At 61.1% G+C, this 15,262-nt stretch carries 16 protein-coding genes; 3 read left to right on the forward strand and 13 right to left on the reverse strand.

Going from position 1 to position 15,262, the window contains the following annotated elements:
• Window positions 1-12 precede the first annotated feature (12 nt).
• The 3 genes from glyS to PW789_RS13520 are packed head-to-tail and all read right to left on the reverse strand — an operon-like array spanning window position 13 to window position 4,436.
• Complete coding sequence (glyS, locus tag PW789_RS13510) at window positions 13-2,118, reverse strand: glycine--tRNA ligase subunit beta (protein WP_299377242.1); 2,106 nt, start codon at window positions 2,116-2,118, stop codon at window positions 13-15.
• A gap of 14 nt (window positions 2,119-2,132) precedes the next feature.
• On the reverse strand, window positions 2,133-3,095 hold the full coding sequence (locus PW789_RS13515) for a glycine--tRNA ligase subunit alpha (RefSeq protein ID WP_299377244.1): 963 nt from the start codon (window positions 3,093-3,095) through the stop codon (window positions 2,133-2,135).
• Between the two features lie 48 nt (window positions 3,096-3,143).
• Window positions 3,144-4,436, reverse strand: coding sequence for a DUF4010 domain-containing protein (locus PW789_RS13520; RefSeq protein WP_299377246.1), 1,293 nt, complete (start codon window positions 4,434-4,436; stop codon window positions 3,144-3,146).
• Window positions 4,437-4,516: 80 nt separating this feature from the next.
• Here PW789_RS13520 and PW789_RS13525 point away from each other — a divergent pair, with 80 nt between their 5' ends.
• Window positions 4,517-5,065 (forward strand): hypothetical protein, encoded by a 549-nt coding sequence (locus tag PW789_RS13525; RefSeq protein WP_299377248.1) that lies wholly within the window; start codon window positions 4,517-4,519, stop codon window positions 5,063-5,065.
• Window positions 5,066-5,071: 6 nt separating this feature from the next.
• Here PW789_RS13525 and recO read toward each other — a convergent pair whose 3' ends face one another.
• From recO to pheA, 9 genes are all read right to left on the reverse strand, one after another.
• A complete protein-coding gene (gene recO, locus PW789_RS13530; protein ID WP_299377250.1) occupies window positions 5,072-5,806 on the reverse strand; it encodes a DNA repair protein RecO in 735 nt (244 codons plus the stop codon).
• A 96-nt stretch (window positions 5,807-5,902) separates the two neighbouring features.
• Window positions 5,903-6,163, reverse strand: a complete 261-nt coding sequence (locus PW789_RS13535) for a ferredoxin family protein (protein WP_299377252.1) — start codon at window positions 6,161-6,163, stop codon at window positions 5,903-5,905.
• Window positions 6,164-6,301: 138 nt separating this feature from the next.
• Window positions 6,302-7,177 carry an inositol monophosphatase family protein gene (locus tag PW789_RS13540; protein ID WP_299377254.1) on the reverse strand — a complete coding sequence of 292 codons (876 nt, stop codon included), beginning with the start codon at window positions 7,175-7,177 and terminating at the stop codon, window positions 6,302-6,304.
• 152 nt (window positions 7,178-7,329) lie between these two features.
• A complete protein-coding gene (locus PW789_RS13545) occupies window positions 7,330-8,310 on the reverse strand; it encodes a VWA domain-containing protein (RefSeq protein WP_299377880.1) in 981 nt (326 codons plus the stop codon).
• Between the two features lie 2 nt (window positions 8,311-8,312).
• On the reverse strand, window positions 8,313-8,774 hold the full coding sequence (locus PW789_RS13550; protein WP_299377256.1) for a molybdenum cofactor biosynthesis protein MoaE: 462 nt from the start codon (window positions 8,772-8,774) through the stop codon (window positions 8,313-8,315).
• A complete protein-coding gene (locus tag PW789_RS13555; protein ID WP_299377258.1) occupies window positions 8,771-9,022 on the reverse strand; it encodes a MoaD/ThiS family protein in 252 nt (83 codons plus the stop codon). Before PW789_RS13555 ends, PW789_RS13550 begins: the two co-directional genes overlap by 4 nt.
• A 79-nt stretch (window positions 9,023-9,101) precedes the next feature.
• Window positions 9,102-9,635 (reverse strand): DUF488 family protein, encoded by a 534-nt coding sequence (locus PW789_RS13560; RefSeq protein ID WP_299377260.1) that lies wholly within the window; start codon window positions 9,633-9,635, stop codon window positions 9,102-9,104.
• A 109-nt stretch (window positions 9,636-9,744) separates the two neighbouring features.
• Complete coding sequence (gene lon, locus PW789_RS13565) at window positions 9,745-12,192, reverse strand: endopeptidase La (protein WP_299377262.1); 2,448 nt, start codon at window positions 12,190-12,192, stop codon at window positions 9,745-9,747.
• 465 nt (window positions 12,193-12,657) lie between these two features.
• Entirely contained in the window at window positions 12,658-13,524 is an 867-nt protein-coding gene (gene pheA, locus PW789_RS13570; protein ID WP_299377264.1) for a prephenate dehydratase, read from the reverse strand.
• Between the two features lie 135 nt (window positions 13,525-13,659).
• Between pheA and PW789_RS13575 the strand changes: the two genes are divergently transcribed.
• Both PW789_RS13575 and PW789_RS13580 read left to right on the forward strand, forming a co-directional pair.
• Window positions 13,660-13,809, forward strand: coding sequence for a lmo0937 family membrane protein (locus PW789_RS13575; RefSeq protein WP_299377266.1), 150 nt, complete (start codon window positions 13,660-13,662; stop codon window positions 13,807-13,809).
• A gap of 113 nt (window positions 13,810-13,922) precedes the next feature.
• Window positions 13,923-14,261, forward strand: a complete 339-nt coding sequence (locus PW789_RS13580; RefSeq protein WP_299377268.1) for a CsbD family protein — start codon at window positions 13,923-13,925, stop codon at window positions 14,259-14,261.
• A 95-nt stretch (window positions 14,262-14,356) separates the two neighbouring features.
• Here PW789_RS13580 and PW789_RS13585 read toward each other — a convergent pair whose 3' ends face one another.
• On the reverse strand, window positions 14,357-15,223 hold the full coding sequence (locus PW789_RS13585) for a UbiA-like polyprenyltransferase (RefSeq protein WP_299377270.1): 867 nt from the start codon (window positions 15,221-15,223) through the stop codon (window positions 14,357-14,359).
• Window positions 15,224-15,262: the final 39 nt, after the last annotated feature.

A 15,262-nucleotide genomic window follows, 5' to 3' on the forward strand; every position in this document is an offset into this window, starting at 1 on the left:
TACACCAGAAAATTATCCGGCGGTGACGATCTCCGAGAAGTCCGCGATCCCCGAGAAGCTCTTCACAATCGAAGCCAGCAGCGCCAGCCTGCCGCTGCGAACATTGGCATCCGGGTCCATCACCATGACCTGGTCGAAGAAAGCATCCACCTGCGGGCGCAACGTTGCCACAGACTCGAGCGCAGCGCCATACTCGTGCGCTACACTCAGCGTCTCGACACGGCTGCCAACCTCTGACGCCGCCCTGGCGAGCCCCGCCTGCGCTGCATGAACATCCTTCAACTCGCTCGCGCTGTCGAAGGTTTCACCCTTCTCCTTCGCCTGCGCCAGAATATTTTTCATGCGCTTGAACGCCGCGCTGACCGCCTCAAAGTCGGAAGAGCCTCGCATCGAGGTCACCGCCTCTGCACGCGAGACAGCATCGCGGACATCATCACTGCCCGCAGCCAGTACAGCCTTCACAACATCGTAGGCCTGCCCCTTCGCCTCGCGCAGGTAGAACTCCAGACGCTCGGCGAGGAACGCACGTACCTTCGCCTCGACAGCCTCATTCGGCGTGGCACGTCCTGCCACTTCGCTCAGCGTCAGCGGCAGAGCCGGAACGCTCTCAGCCAGCATCTTCACAATGCCGTTGGCAGCGCGTCGCAGGGCGAATGGATCCTTCGAGCCGGTCGGCTCCAGCCCAAGCCCGAACATGCCCGCAATCGTGTCCGCCTTGTCAGAGATGGACAACAGAGCGCCTTCAACGGTGTGTGGCACGGCGTCTTCCATCGACTCCGGAAGATACTGGTCATAGATCGCCGCGGCAGCCTTCTCCGAGAAGCCCTGCGCCTTCGCATACAGACCGCCCACGATGCCCTGCAGCTCGGTGAACTCCTTCACCAGATCCGTCGTCAGATCCGTTTTGGCCAGTACCGCAGCTTCGTCCAGAGCGACGGCATCCACGACGACGCCGCGCGAAGTCACCAGCTCAGCCAGCCCAAGAGCAAGCTCGCGTACCCGCATCGACTTGGCCGCATAGCTGCCCAGCTCCTTCTGGAAGGTGACGTTCTCAAGCAGCTTCACGCGCTCCTTCAGCGGCATGCGCTGGTCGAACTCCCAGAAGAAGCGTGCGTCGTTGAACCGTGCCCTCAGCACACGCGCATTGCCGTGACGAATTACGCCCAGCCCGGCATCGTTCGCTTCCATGTTGAGCACGGCGAGAAAGTGCGGAGCCAGCTTGCCCGTCGCATCCTCCACGGCCAGATACTTCTGGTGATCGCGCATGACGGTGACAAGCACCTCTTCGGGCAGCGAGAGATACTCCGGCTCGAAGTTACCCAGGATCACCGAACGATCGGAGGCCCACTCTGTCAGGTGCGTCAGCGTATCGATCAGGCCATGATCCTCGCGCCAGCGAGCGCCTTCCACGGTGCGGGTCACACGATCGAGCGCCTTGCGGATCTTCTGTCGCCGGGTCTCGACATCGGCGATGACGTAGGCGCCGAGCAGCACCTCCTCATACTTCGCCGGAGCCTCAAGCTTCAGCGCGGCGTCGCCAAACAACACGCGATGGCCGTAAGTGATCGCACCGGCGGTCTTGCCACCGAACTCAACCGGAACGACCTCGGCGCCCAGCAGAGCCACCATCCAGCGCAGGGGACGCACAAAGCGCTCCGGCTTTCCGGCGCGCCAGTACATGTTCTTCGCCCAGTAGATACCGGCGATCTCCTTCGGCAGCTCCGCGGCGATCACCTCGGCAGCAACGCGGCCGGCTTTGACCACCGTGGCAGCAAGATACTCTCCCTTGGGCGTCGTCACGGTCTTCAACTCTTCGACAGCAACGCCTGCCTTCTTTGCGAATGCCACAGCAGCAGGAGTCGGCGCGCCATCCTTGAATGCCACCTTCACCGAGGGCCCGGTCAGCTCTTCGCTCGCATCAGCCTGCTTTTCCGTTACGCCACGGACCAGCACGGCCAGCCGACGAGGCGTCGAATAACTCTTTGCCTCGGCATCGGCGGCGATCAGGCGTTCACGTTCCAGCAGGCCTATGACGCGCCGCTTCAGCTCAGCCTCGGCGCTCGCGATCATCCGCGCAGGTACTTCCTCTAAACCAATCTCAAAAAGAAAATCCGCCATCACACTCTCTCTGGCTAAACCGCCAACTCGCCTACCGGCTCTGCCGCAAGCAGCTCTCCCTGCCGCGCATAAGCCTTTGCCACGCCCACAACCAGGGTGCGAATCCGCGCCATGACACCTACGCGCTCGGTCACCGAGATCGCGCCACGCGCATCCAGCAGGTTGAACATGTGCGAGCACTTCAGCGCCAGTTCATAAGCGCCGAGCACCGGAAAGCGCTTCAACGTCAGCGCATCCATCTTGTCCATTCCCCTGGCCTTCTCCAGCAGCTCCAGGCACTCCGCCTCATACAGCTTCAGGTGCTCCCATAGCTTCGGCACCTCGGCGTAGTCGAAGCTGTACGCCGAGAACTGCTCCTCTTCGGCCAGACGCATCTCGCCGTAAGTCACCTTGCGGCCCGTGTCCGGCTCGATCGCCCACACAATGTCGTAGATCGAGTCCACGTCCTGCAGGAACCCGGCGATGCGCTCAAGGCCATAGGTGATCTCGCCGCAGATGGGGTCGAGATCCATGCCGCCGCACTGCTGGAAGTAGGTGAACTGCGTAATCTCGAGGCCGTCCAGCATCACCTGCCAGCCCACACCCCAGGCGCCGCCTACCGGCCACTCCCAGTTGTCTTCTTCGAACTTGATGTCGTGCTCGTGCAGGTTGATCCCCAGCGCCTCCAGCGACTCCAGATAAATCTCCTGGATGCGCTCCGGTGGCGGCTTCAGAATCACCTGAAGCTGCGTGTGGCGGAACAGGCGGTTGGGGTTCTCACCATAGCGGCCATCCGCGGGACGCCGCGACGGCTGCGCATAGGCGATCCGCACCGGCTTCGGTCCCAGCACACGCAGAAAGGTATCCGGGGACATCGTGCCCGCGCCGACCTCTACGTCATACGGCTGCTGTAATACACAACCCTGTTCGGCCCAGAACCGCTGCAGCCGAAACAACATCTCCTGAAATGTCAGTGCCTTTTTGGCAGTCTCACTCATACTTCTCTCTTCAACTGTGGCTAACCACTCGATTCTAATGGAATCCGCTTAGCGAAGCCGATGCCAGTGCAGCGAGAGCCACCCCTGCGCCACCATCGCCGCCACGCCGACGGCGACCTGAAGCACGGTCGCGAGCAGGATTTCGCCATAAACCGGCTTTGCGGCCTGCTGACGCTTTAGGATCGGCAGGTTCATTACCGTGCTGACGATCGAGGTAATGACCGTAGCCATTCCTGCCTCCAGCGCCGAGGTCTTGCCATGCTCCACCAGATTTGCCGCCGCCGCCGTGGTGCTGGCGCTAGAGACCATGCCGCCGACCGCGCTCACGACCAGCACGCCGGAGTCTCCCATCCACCGCGCCGCCGCCGTACCCAAGACCTGAATCAGCAGAAATAGCCCGCCGAAGCTCATCACCTTGCCCAGCGAGATGGGCGAGGACAGCTTCAACTCGATCGGGCGCTCGTCGTCATAAGGCCTGTGGCGTCTCGCCACAAAATACCCAGCCACCGCCGTCATCGCGAGCAGCGGCAGGATGGCATAGGTTACGGCCTCGCGAGCAAAGATCGCGAGCAATAGCAGATTGCGGAGAAACATGGCCACCGAGGTCAGCAGCACCGCCACCACGGTCTGCGAGAGCAGGCCCGCCGCCGGCAGCGTACTCGCCAGCTCCGTCGCCGCAGCGGTCGAGTTCACCAGGCCGCCCAGCACTGCCGTCAGCCCCACGCCCTTGGTGCCGTAGACCCGCAGCAGGAAATAATTCACAAAGCCCAGCGAGGCCACGACCAGCACCGTCACCCAGGCTTCGCGCGGCTGCAACAACTCCCACGGATCGACGTAATGATTGGGCAGCAGCGGCCAGATCACGAATCCGAAGAGCCCCAGCAGCAGAGCGCTGCGAATCTCCTCGGGCCTGACATCCCCCGCCAGCGCACGGAACTGCGGCTTCAGCGACAGCAGCCACGCCCCTACGATGGCCGAAGCCGTCGCCGTAAAGATATGCCCTTCGCCGCTGAGAGCGCCCAGAACAAAGGTCACCAGCAGCGCCGCCGAGGTCGTTCCCTCGACCGTCTTCGTAGCCAGGATGTCGCGGACATTCAACAGGACCGTCAACATGACCACGCCAGCCATGCCCACGATCAGCACCGGCTGCGGCATCATCGCCGTCAGGCCGCCCAGCAGCGCAGTCAGGCTGAAAGTCCGTACACCGAAGTCTTTATGCGACCACTGGCGCTCAAATCCGATGAGCAGTCCGATCGCCAGAGCCACTGCCAGCTTGAGAGCAGTGGTTCCCGGAGGGAATACGGCAGAGTCGCCATGAAGCTGATCAATCCACGGATGCAATCCCAGGTAACCTCCATGCTCGAAGATGTTGACAGCTCATAGGCTTGCGAGCCACCGAAACCACCATCATACTGACAACAATGCCCGATCTCGCGACATCTCCGTCCGCAGCACGCGCCGGCCGCGCCACAGGTGCCATGTTTTTCGCCTTCTTCGGCGCAGCGTGGCTGATCCTGGGAGCACTGCGTTCAGGACACGCCTCTTTCCTGTTCTTTGCTGTCGTCCTGCTGATCGCCGCGAGCATCTTCTTCCTCGCTCTCCGCCATTACGGCGTCAATCGGAGCGCTCGCGAAGCAGTGGCGGAAACCCCGGCATCCCGGCGACGCTCGCGCTGGTTCAATATCATCAACGCGCTCCAGTGGTTTGCCATCTTCCTGGTCAGCAACATTCTCGCCAACCTGCATCACGGCGAATGGATCATCCCCGCCATCATTCTTATCGTTGGACTGCACTTCTTCCCGCTTGCCCGGCTCTTCTGCTACCCGCCTCACTACATCACGGGAGCCGTGTTGGTCCTCATCGCGGCGGGTTACCCCTTCCTCGCGCCCGGAGGTCCGGCAAGCCCTGCTGGCAGCTTCGCAACCGGCCTTGTGCTCTGGGTAAGCGCTCTCTACGGACTCAGCACCTAGGCTGTATCAACGTTCCAGGGCACGCGCGCTTCTGATGCGGCGCTCCAGGTGGCGCTCCAGCAATCCCACGGCAAAGCTGCGCAGATCGGCGGCGCGATTCCTCGGCCACTCCTCCTTCGCCAACTCCTCGACCGGCGTGCGGAAGAACCGCTGCGCCTCTGCGACGGAAGCTACGCTGAGCGCCGCGCTGCCACTGCGCTTGTCCTCGGAGCACATGACTCCGTCAGCAGCGGTAGACCACCACACTGTGCCTCCGCGAAGGTCCAGACCGCAGGCTGCGCAGTGGCCCAGCGCCGGCATCCACCCCATCAGCCGGCTCACCCACAGGGTGAAATAGGTCACCGGCATCCACACCCGTCCGATCTTCATCTCGGCGATTACGGCCAGTGCCAGCCGGAAGACCGCATCCTCAGGCGCCTGGTCCGGCAACACCTCTTCCAGAATCTCAGCGACCAGCTCGAGCGCCGCCGTGCGCTCGTAGTCCACCGGGTCAGTCAGCGGCGACCAGAGGATCTCGAATGCATCCAGCCGCATCAGCTCCTGCTTCGGCTTCTCGGCATAACTGGCGCGAACGTAGGTCATCGGCTCCAGCGCCCCGCCGAACCGGCGACGGGAGCGCATCGCATGACGCGCCACTCCCTTGATGCGTCCTTGCTGCCGCGTCAGCAGACTTACCAGCAGATCGGCCTCTTCAAACGGCCAGGTACGCAGCACGATCGCCTCATCCTGCCTTTGCGTCATCGCACCCGCCATCCTGCACAGATCTCAAGATCGTCTCCCAACGCAACGATGCGCAGCCACAGGGCTGCGCATCGCTCCTTTAACTCCACCCAGAGGTTAGCGGCCGTAGTGATCGGCGGCCTTCTGCTGGAAGTTGACCCACTTCTCCGGCAGGTCGTCACCGGCGTAGATCGCCGAGACCGGGCAGACGGGTACGCATGCACCGCAGTCGATGCACTCGACCGGGTCGATGAAGAGCTGCTCGGCATCGCCGTGACCGCCTTCGTCCTTCTTCGGGTGGATGCAGTCCACCGGGCAGGCGTCGACACATGCAGTGTCCTTCGTTCCGATGCACGGTTCCGCAATCACATAAGCCATTTCTTAGTCTCCCTTGAATCTAATCTTGTGCCGCCGCTGAAAACATCGTCTTTCAGTTGTGGGGCTTAAGAAGATTCTAGCAGCATTTTCTTCCTGCCCGGCAAACGAAAATCCCTGTAAACACGGACCTTTTCAGCCCTATTTCCCCGCTGCCGCGCGCCTCGCCGCAAACTCCGCAGGCGTCGGAATCGAGCCCAGCTCGCGTCCCGCAAACATCTCCGTGAAGATGTGCACGATCTCGTCTTGTATCAAGCCATTCGTGGCCAATACCTCACGGCTGTCCAGCGTGAATTTGCCGCCGTCGAAGTGCGAGACGGTTCCGCCAGCCTCCTCCACCATAAGTACGCCAGCCGACGTATCCCAGGGGTTCAGGTTGAACTCCCAGAAACCCTCCAGCCGTCCGCATGCCACGTAGGCCAGATCCAGCCCGGCCGAGCCTGCACGGCGGACTCCATGCGAGCGCAGCGTAATCTGCTGATAGAAATGGATGTTCGGGCTGCCATGCCGCTTCTGGCTGGGGAAGCCAGTCGCCGTCAACGACTCCTGCAGCGTCTTCACCTTCGAGGCATGGATCCGGCGTCCGTTCAGCCATGCGCCCTTGCCCTTTTCCGTCACAAACATCTCGTCGCGCAGCGGATCGTAGGTCACGCCAGCGATCATTTCGCCATCCTCGTTCGCCGCCAGGCCCGGCTTGCGCCGCTCCAGCCCCAGCAGCACGCAAAAAGCCGGAAACCCGTGCGCAAAGTTGGTTGTGCCGTCCAGCGGATCGACGTACCAGCGATACTCGCTGTCCAGGCGATCGCGCGTGCCCTCTTCGCCATAGACGCCATGGTCAGGAAACGCCGCATGCAGCTTCTCGCGGATCAGCTTCTCGCTGGCCTTATCGGCCTCCGTCACCAGGTCGACATCGCCTTTGTACTCGGCCGTCACACCCTTCTGGTAGAAGTTCTTCAGCAACGCACCCGCCTCGCGCGCAATCCCCTCGGCGACATCGACAAACTCAAACTGGCTCACAGGTACTCCTTCTCCACTCAACTTTAACTGCACCACGGCATTTACGAACAGTCTCGCCTCTTGCGGCCGCAAAGGCTATAGGCCAATCGTGTCATCCGCCACAGCACTCATCTGTCCAGACTGTCTCAACGAGTAAGATGCGCAACGTAGCTCTACCGCCCATCGGCGAAGTACCCGCTGCGATGCCGCAGGTCGTACTTCTCGCGCAGCGCCGGGTCCTTCATGCGCACCTTTACCGTGCGGAAAGAGCTGTCCCGCCCACGCTGCGGCGCATAGTAGCCCAGCACATACTGCGTACGCAGATCGTCCGAGACCTGCGCAAACGCCGGCGCCAGATCACTTTTATCCTCGACATAGAAGTACTTCCCTCCCGTGTCGTTCGACATCTGCACCAGCGCATGTTCGCCGCCCGTATCGCGCCCCGCGTCCGCCCAGATCGGCACGATGATGATCGAGTAGATCATCGCCCCGGCACGCTGCGCCTCTTCCAGCGCCTGCGCATAGCGGGAGCGCTTCGCCGTATCCGAACCATCGGTAATCAACACGAGCACGCGTCTGCGGCCTGCATCCTTCCGCGTCTGCGATAACCGCTCCGACGCCAGATAAATGGCGTCGTACAGCGCCGTTGCCGCACCATGCTCAATCTCCCCCAGCCCCGATTCGATCCTCTTCTTCTGGTTCGTAAACGGCACAATCTCGCGCACAGTATCGGAGAAGTCCATCAGATCCAGCTCGTCCTGATCGCGCAGCAGCGTATTCACAAACTTCTTCGCCGCCTGCTTCTCCAGCGACTCGTTCCGCTGCACACTCTCACTGCCGTCGATCGCCAGCACAATCGAAAGTGGTGTCGTCGACTCCCTCTCGAAGTACGAGATCTTCTGCACCTTGCCGTCTTCGACAATCTCGAAGTCGCCCTGCTGCAGGCCTCCGACCGGGGCTCCCGTCTTGTCCACCACATTCACGGCGATATTCACCAGCCGCGTCTCAACCTTCAGTGTAGGAACCTGGTTCTGGTTCGAAGGCGTCTGCTGCTGTTGCTGATCCGCATCCGGGTCCACCGACGGCATCGGTGGACGGCGCACGATCGGCGCCTGCAACAAGAACGCGCCCCCCAGCAACAACCCGGCCAGCATCTTCACGGCTGTCCACCCGTCCCATTAGACTGCGGCACGATCTCCTCCGGAAACGGCTCGCCGTCGGCCCACACCGCGCCGTCCTCAAACTGTTCCTTCTTCCAGATCGGTACCGTCTTCTTCAGCGTATCGATCAGCCACCGGCAGGCATCGAACGCCGCCCCGCGATGCGCCGAGGCCACCACGATCAGTACGCTCGTATCCCCCACCATCAGCCTGCCCAGCCGATGCACCAGCGCCACATCGCGTACACCGTACTTCGCAATCGCCTCTTCTGCCAGAGCCCTCATCTGCGAGAGCGCCATATCGCGATACGCCTCATAGTCGAGATAAAGCGTCTTTCTTCCGCGCGTATTATCGCGAACAATGCCGTCGAAGACGCACACCGCACCATCAGCCCCCGCCTTCATTGCGGCTGCGATCTGATCCGCAGGAATCGCTTCCTCAACGATCTCAATCCTCACCGCGCACCTCCGCTCACCGGAGGCAGCAGAGCAACCTCGTCGCCCTGCTGCAAGATATCCGCAACCCCGGCATACTCACGATTCACTGCGACCGCCAGTGACTGAAGCAGCTTTGGCCGCGACGCGGCGCGTGCCGCATACCGCTGCAGCAGGTCGCCCACCGTGCTGCCTTCGGGAAGTTCCATCTCCTCGCTCTCGCCGCCGAACTCTTCCTTCAGCACGCCAAAAAATAAGACCGTTACTCGCATACTCCTGAAAAGAATACGCGACTATAGCCCTTTGACTCTCGCTGCCTGAAAAGATCACGCGCGCTCGAACATCCCACTCTCAGAACAGAACTGGCTCTTTGGGATAGAGCACATGGCCATTCCGAACCTGGGCAAAAGAGGTCATCCGATGCGGCTTCAAATGGCTCGCTCCATCTGCCTTCACGAAGAGATCATCGACTTCCACACCGCGTGCCAGCAACGCATCCGCAATCAGCGAACGGTGGCACCGCCACGGCAGAGACTCCGCGCACATTACCACTGCATGCTCCTGCTCCGGCAGCCCCGCAAGCCATTCGATCTCCCGCGCAAAGGCCTCGGTCTGCATGTAGTCTGCATAGCCGCGAAAGCTCTCGTTCTTCCATCCTGTGTTCACGCTCTCCTTCGCCGGAGGTCTGCGGCCTCCCAGCGCCTCGCGCCACACCCCACGAATGCCAATCCGCTCCAGCGAATCAAACAGCGCCGCCTGCGAAAACTGCGGGTGCCTCTTCGACCCCGGGAACCGCCGCACATCCACCAGCACCTTCACGCTGTTATCGCTCAGCGCAAGCAGAAACGGCTCGATTCCCAGCGTCGAATGTCCCACGGTCATCATGACGATGCTTCAGCCTCCAAAGACGAGAGGCGGCCCAGGCACAAGCCCGAACCGCCTCTTCCTCAACATCCATCCAGTGCATTCACGACAGTGCATTCACGCCAGTGCATTACACGCCCGCGTGGATTACCTCTTCGCGAACCGCCTCGTCCTCGACGACCTCCTGCACCGTCTTGGGCAGGGCAACCGCGAGAACCTCCTCGATGCGCGTCGCATAGTGGATCTTGACGCCAGCCACCTGGTCGGCGGTCAGGTCTTCATCCACCTGCGTCTTGCACTCCAGCGGCAGAATCACGTCCCGCACCCCGGCGCGCTTGGCCGCAAGGAACTTCTCCTTGATGCCTCCCACCGGCAGCACATTGCCGCTCAGCGTGATCTCGCCCGTCATCGCGGTCAGCGGATGCACCGGCGTGTCCGTCAACAGGCTCACCAGCGCCGTCGCCATCGTAATGCCGGCCGAAGGACCGTCCTTCGGGATCGCTCCCGCCGGTACGTGGATGTGAATATCCACGTCCTTGGTGAAGTCCTCCTCCAGGCCCAGCGTCGGCGCATTCGAGCGCACCCAGGTCAGTGCGGCCTGCATGCTCTCCTTCATCACGTCACCGATCTGGCCAGTGATCGTGAATCCGCCCTTGCCCTTCATCTTGTTCGCCTCGATGAAGAGCACGTCGCCACCCGCCGGTGTCCACGCCAAACCGACCGCAACTCCCGGCCGCTTCGTACGCTCCGCGATCTCCGTGTCCACCCGCACCTTGATGCCGCCAAGGAACTCGTGGATCACCTCCTGCGTGATCACGGTCTTCTCCGTCGCCCCCTCGGCGATACGGCGAGCCACCTTCCGCGCCACCGTACCAATACGCTGCTCAAGCTTACGAACGCCCGCCTCGCGTGTGTAGTGCCGTGCCACATAGCCCACCGAGGCCGTCGGAAACTCGATCATCTCCGGATCGACGCCATTCTCCTTCAGCTGCCGCGGGATCAGGTACTTCTCCGCGATGTTGACCTTCTCCTCCTCGGTGTAGCCTGTCAGCTCGATGATCTCCATACGGTCGAGCAGCGGGCCGGGAATCGTGTCCAGCTGGTTCGCCGTGCAGATGAACAGCACCTTCGACAGGTCGAACGGCTGGTCGAGGTAGTTGTCGCGGAACGTGTTGTTCTGTTCCGGGTCCAGCGTCTCGAGCAACGCGCTCGCAGGGTCGCCACGGAAGTCGCGTCCAAGCTTATCGATCTCGTCCAGCATGAAGACCGGGTCGTTGACTTCGACTCTCTTCAGGTGCTGAATGATCTGGCCCGGCAGAGCGCCGATGTACGTCCGGCGATGTCCGCGGATCTCCGCTTCATCGTGCATGCCGCCCAGCGAGATGCGCGAGAACTTGCGTCCCAGCGCCCGTGCGATCGAACGGCCAAGCGAGGTCTTACCCACGCCCGGAGGCCCGACAAAGCACAGGATCGGTCCCTTCATGTCCGGCTTCAGACGACGCACCGAGAGGTAATCCAGGATGCGGTCCTTCACCTTCTTCAGGCCGTAGTGATCCTCGTCAAGAAACTCCTTCGCCTTCTTGATATCGACCTCAGCTGTCGCCGAACCCTTCGACCACGGCAGCACCGCCAGCCACTCCACGTAGTTGCGCGTGAGGCTGTAGTCGGCCGCCATCGGGCTCATCCGGCTTAACCGGCTCAGCTCCTTCAGGGCGTCCTTCTTGGTCTCCTCCGGCATCCCGGCAGCTTCGATCTTCTCCTTCAGCTCCGTGATGTCCTTCTGGCTCTCGTCAACGTCGCCAAGTTCCTTCTGGATCGCCTTCAGCTGCTCGCGCAGGTAGTAATCCCGCTGCGACTGCTGCACCGAATCCTGCACCTCGGTCTGGATCTTGTTGCGCAGCTGCTGCACCTCAAGCTCCTTCGCCAGGTGCTTGTTGATGCGCTCCAGACGCCTGGAGACGTCCGGGGTCTCAAGCAGCTCCTGCTTGTCGGTCGTCGTCAAAAACGGCAGCGACGAAGCGATGAAGTCCGCCAGGCGGCCGGGTTCCTCGATGTTGATTGCGATGGTCTGAAGATCGTCGGACAGCGTCGGCGAGGAGGTCACGATCTGCTGGAACTGGCTGACCACGTTCCGCTGCAGCGCCTCGCTCTCCGGCGTCTTCTCCGGCTCAATCTCGGGGATCAGTTCATACTCCGCCGTCATAAACGGCGTGGTCTGCGTAAACTCGCCCAGGTGAATGCGCTCGTTGCCTTCGGTGAAGACAAACAGACTCTGATTGGGCATCTTGACGACCTTGTGAACGGTCGCACGCGTGCCCACGGCGTACAGGTCGCTGGTCTGCGGCGTGTCCTGCCGGGCATCCCGCTGTGCGACGACAAGAATCGACTTCTCTTCACCCAGCGATTGAATCAGTTGAATAGAGCTCTCCCGCCCCACCGTAAGCGGCAGAACCGCATGGGGAAACAGGACTGTGTCTCGGACTGGCAGAACCGGAACCGGCCGTCTGTCGTTGGCACCTTCACTACCCTCGGGCTTGTGGGCCGTCGGCTTGATTACACTTACGAAGTCGTTTGCCATTGAGTGTCCTTCTATCAAATTATCAGCTATAGGATGCAGCAACTTTCAGAAAGTCGCAAACCACTCTGCCCTGGCGTACACCCTTCACCCCGGCCGCTTTGTGCCAAATCCGATCTCTTACCCTTGTGAGACGCCTCTTCCACCTACTACGTATCGGCAAACCATCACGATTCCCGAGTGGATTCCCACTCTACTCCTCGCCAGGACATCGCAGACGAGCACCGCAGGACATAAGGCCGCTTTAAACTCGCTTGTGCGGTGGCGGTCGAACAAATATTCTGTAAGTCTTTTTTTATGATCGACTTAAATGATTTATTTCAAAATCCTCCGACCATCGCCCAATCGCGCGTAGAAAACCTGTCCCACCGACAGGCAGATGCAAAACCTGCTCCCGGCAAGAGTTTGCGCACGGATCTTTGCGCACGAATCTAAGAAATAAGTCTGAAATCCGGTGGAACCTGAGAATCAGGCCTCAGCGGCCCGATACCGGCCCAGGACCTTGACCATGCGCGCGTGTTCGGTCAGGGCCGACACTGCTGCCTCTGCCCTGGCGGGTGTGTCAAACCGAACGTCGACATAGAAGACGTACTCCCACGGGCTGCCCGGCACCGGTCTGGACTCGATCTTGGTCAGATCCACGCCTTCCGCCGCCAGGCGCTGCAGGGCAGCTACCAGGGTCCCCGGCCGGTGGTCGATCGCGAACGCGAGACTCATCTTGTTGTCTGCCTCCGGGCTGGGCAGCAACTGGGAATCGATCGTCCGGCGGATCAGGTGAAAGCGGGTAAAGTTCTGCGCATGATCCTCGACCCCTGCCTGCAGCACGACGCCGCCATATTGCCTTGCGGCAAGCTCCGGAGCGATCCCGGCAGTATCTTTCAGCCCGTCGGCCATCACGTGCTTCACCGCGCCCGCCGTGTCGTAGAACGGCATCACCTCGAACTCCGGGTGCGAGGCCAGGAACTTGCGGCACTGCGAGAGCGCCACCGGATGCGAGAGCACCCGACGGATGTCCTCCGGCTTCACTCCCGGCGCCGCGATCAGGTTGTGCCGTATGCGCAGCAGGCTCTCGCGTTCGACGCGTACGTCAAGCTCCAGCAACAGATCGTAGTGTTCGGCGACTGAACCGTGCAGGCTGTTTTCGATCGGCAGCACCGCCGCATCCACCTCGCCCGCCATCACCCGGCCCATCACCTCGGCCGAGATGTTGCACGGTACGATCTCGAGGTCGGCAACCTCTTTGCCCAGCATTGCTACCGTTGCCATGTGACTGTTCGAACCGGCCTCACCCTGAATCGCAATCCGCAAAAAGTTGCCTCCTGTTTTGAAATTCATTTTATTCCCGCCCATGGCAACCTCGGCCTCCGCCGCCGCAACTTACATCTCGGAAGCCGCATGGAACAAGGGCATTCTTGCCGCAGCGATGCGGCCCTGGCATTGAACAATTTCACGACTTAGGAGTGAACGCGCATGCTCTGGACTATCACCATTATCCTCTTCGTCCTCTGGGTTCTCGGACTGGTCAGCAGCTACACGATGGGCGGATGGATTCATATTCTGCTGGTTCTGGCTCTGATCGTTCTGGTCTTCAATCTTCTCTCTGGTCGCAGAGCGTTATAGACCACCAGCCGTTATAGACCACCAAACGCAACCTCACCCTAACTTCGAGCGTTCGTCGCCACGACGCTCGCTCGAACACAGCTCTCAAATATGTAAATGTGCAGGAGTAAATCATGAATAAAGAAACGTTGGAAGGAAAATTCGACCAGGTAACAGGCGCCATGAAGCAGAAGGCCGGTGAGGCCTTCGGCAATCAGAAGCTGGCCAATGCAGGTGTGGCCGATCAGGTCAAAGGTGCTGCGAAAGAAACCTGGGGCAACGCCAAAGACGCTGCTGCTGAGCGCCACGACGTAGCTGCCGACCGCGCCGATGCCAATAAACAGGATGCGAAGCTTCGCACGGAAGACAAGCTCGATGCAGCCCGCGACAAGGTCGTCAACACGGCGCAAAACATCAAGCACAATCTTGAAGAGAAGATCGATTCATTCCGTGATCAGACGCACCGCGGCTAACCCCGTCTTCTCCGCGGCTAACCCGTCTTCTCAAAGTGCCGCTGAAATTTTGAAGTGCCCCAAGAGCCCGCCGCCGTAACCGGCGGGCTTTTTGCTTAACGGCGTAGCAGCACATCGGCCGCGATAAAAAAGAAGAAGACCACCGAGATCACACCGTTCAGCGTAAAGAAGGCCGCATTCATACGCCGCAGGTCCTTCGGCGAGATGATCATGTGCTCGTAGAGCAGCAGCAGTGCCACGATCACGATTCCCGCGATGGCGACCTTGCCCAATCCAAACAGCACAACCAGCCAGCACAACATACCCAGCATGCCCAGGTGCATGATGCGCGCGATCCAGAACGCTCCTTCAATGCCGAAGGCTTGCGGCACGCTGTTCAATCCGACCTTGCGATCGTGTTCGAAGTCCTGGCAGGCATAGAGCACATCGAAGCCGCCCACCCACAGCAGCACCGCCAGTGTCAGCACCACGATGCGGACATCGAGCGACCCGCGCACAGCGATCCATGCGGCGGCAGGGGCAATGCCCAGGGCGAGTCCCAGCACCAGATGCGACCAGCGCGTGACCCTCTTCATATAGCTGTAGGCCAGCACGACCGCCAGCGCCACAGGAGCCAGCACCAGCGTAAGGCGGTTCAGCATCGCAGCCCCAAGGAAGAACAGCGCCGAGGCTACCAGTACGAACCCAAGCACAAAGCCGCTCGTCAGCGAACCGGCTGGAATTGCGCGCATCGACGTGCGCGGGTTCGCTGCATCGAGCCTCGCATCCACCAGTCGATTGAAGGCCATCGCAGCCGAACGCGCAGCCACCATGCACACGATGATCCACCCCAGCACTTTTGCCGGGGGCCAGGTCCCTGCCGCCAGTACCGCGGCGGTCATTGCAAAGGGGAGCGCAAAGATGGAGTGCTCCCACTTGATCATCTCAAGGGTGACCGCCGTACTCTTCCATAACGAAGCCATGCCTCCATTCTAAAAGGCGAAAGGCCGCAGAGGGGAACC

The sequence above is a fragment of the Edaphobacter sp. genome, assembly GCF_028283685.1.
Lineage (GTDB): Bacteria > Acidobacteriota > Terriglobia > Terriglobales > Acidobacteriaceae > Edaphobacter.

Excerpts from the sequence above, each read along its gene's own strand:
- glyS (WP_299377242.1), bottom strand. The coding sequence starts at position 2,118 with ATGGCGGATTTTCTTTTTGAGATTGGTTTAGAGGAAGTACCTGCGCGG.
- PW789_RS13560 (WP_299377260.1), bottom strand. The coding sequence starts at position 9,635 with ATGATGACCGTGGGACATTCGACGCTGGGAATCGAGCCGTTTCTGCTT.
- PW789_RS13555 (WP_299377258.1), bottom strand. The coding sequence starts at position 9,022 with ATGCGAGTAACGGTCTTATTTTTTGGCGTGCTGAAGGAAGAGTTCGGC.
- lon (WP_299377262.1), bottom strand. The coding sequence starts at position 12,192 with ATGGCAAACGACTTCGTAAGTGTAATCAAGCCGACGGCCCACAAGCCC.
- pheA (WP_299377264.1), bottom strand. The coding sequence starts at position 13,524 with ATGAATTTCAAAACAGGAGGCAACTTTTTGCGGATTGCGATTCAGGGT.
- PW789_RS13580 (WP_299377268.1), top strand. The coding sequence starts at position 13,923 with ATGAATAAAGAAACGTTGGAAGGAAAATTCGACCAGGTAACAGGCGCC.
- PW789_RS13535 (WP_299377252.1), bottom strand. The coding sequence starts at position 6,163 with ATGGCTTATGTGATTGCGGAACCGTGCATCGGAACGAAGGACACTGCA.
- PW789_RS13575 (WP_299377266.1), top strand. The coding sequence starts at position 13,660 with ATGCTCTGGACTATCACCATTATCCTCTTCGTCCTCTGGGTTCTCGGA.
- recO (WP_299377250.1), bottom strand. The coding sequence starts at position 5,806 with ATGACGCAAAGGCAGGATGAGGCGATCGTGCTGCGTACCTGGCCGTTT.
- PW789_RS13585 (WP_299377270.1), bottom strand. The coding sequence starts at position 15,223 with ATGGCTTCGTTATGGAAGAGTACGGCGGTCACCCTTGAGATGATCAAG.
- PW789_RS13525 (WP_299377248.1), top strand. The coding sequence starts at position 4,517 with ATGCCCGATCTCGCGACATCTCCGTCCGCAGCACGCGCCGGCCGCGCC.
- PW789_RS13545 (WP_299377880.1), bottom strand. The coding sequence starts at position 8,310 with ATGCTGGCCGGGTTGTTGCTGGGGGGCGCGTTCTTGTTGCAGGCGCCG.
- PW789_RS13515 (WP_299377244.1), bottom strand. The coding sequence starts at position 3,095 with ATGAGTGAGACTGCCAAAAAGGCACTGACATTTCAGGAGATGTTGTTT.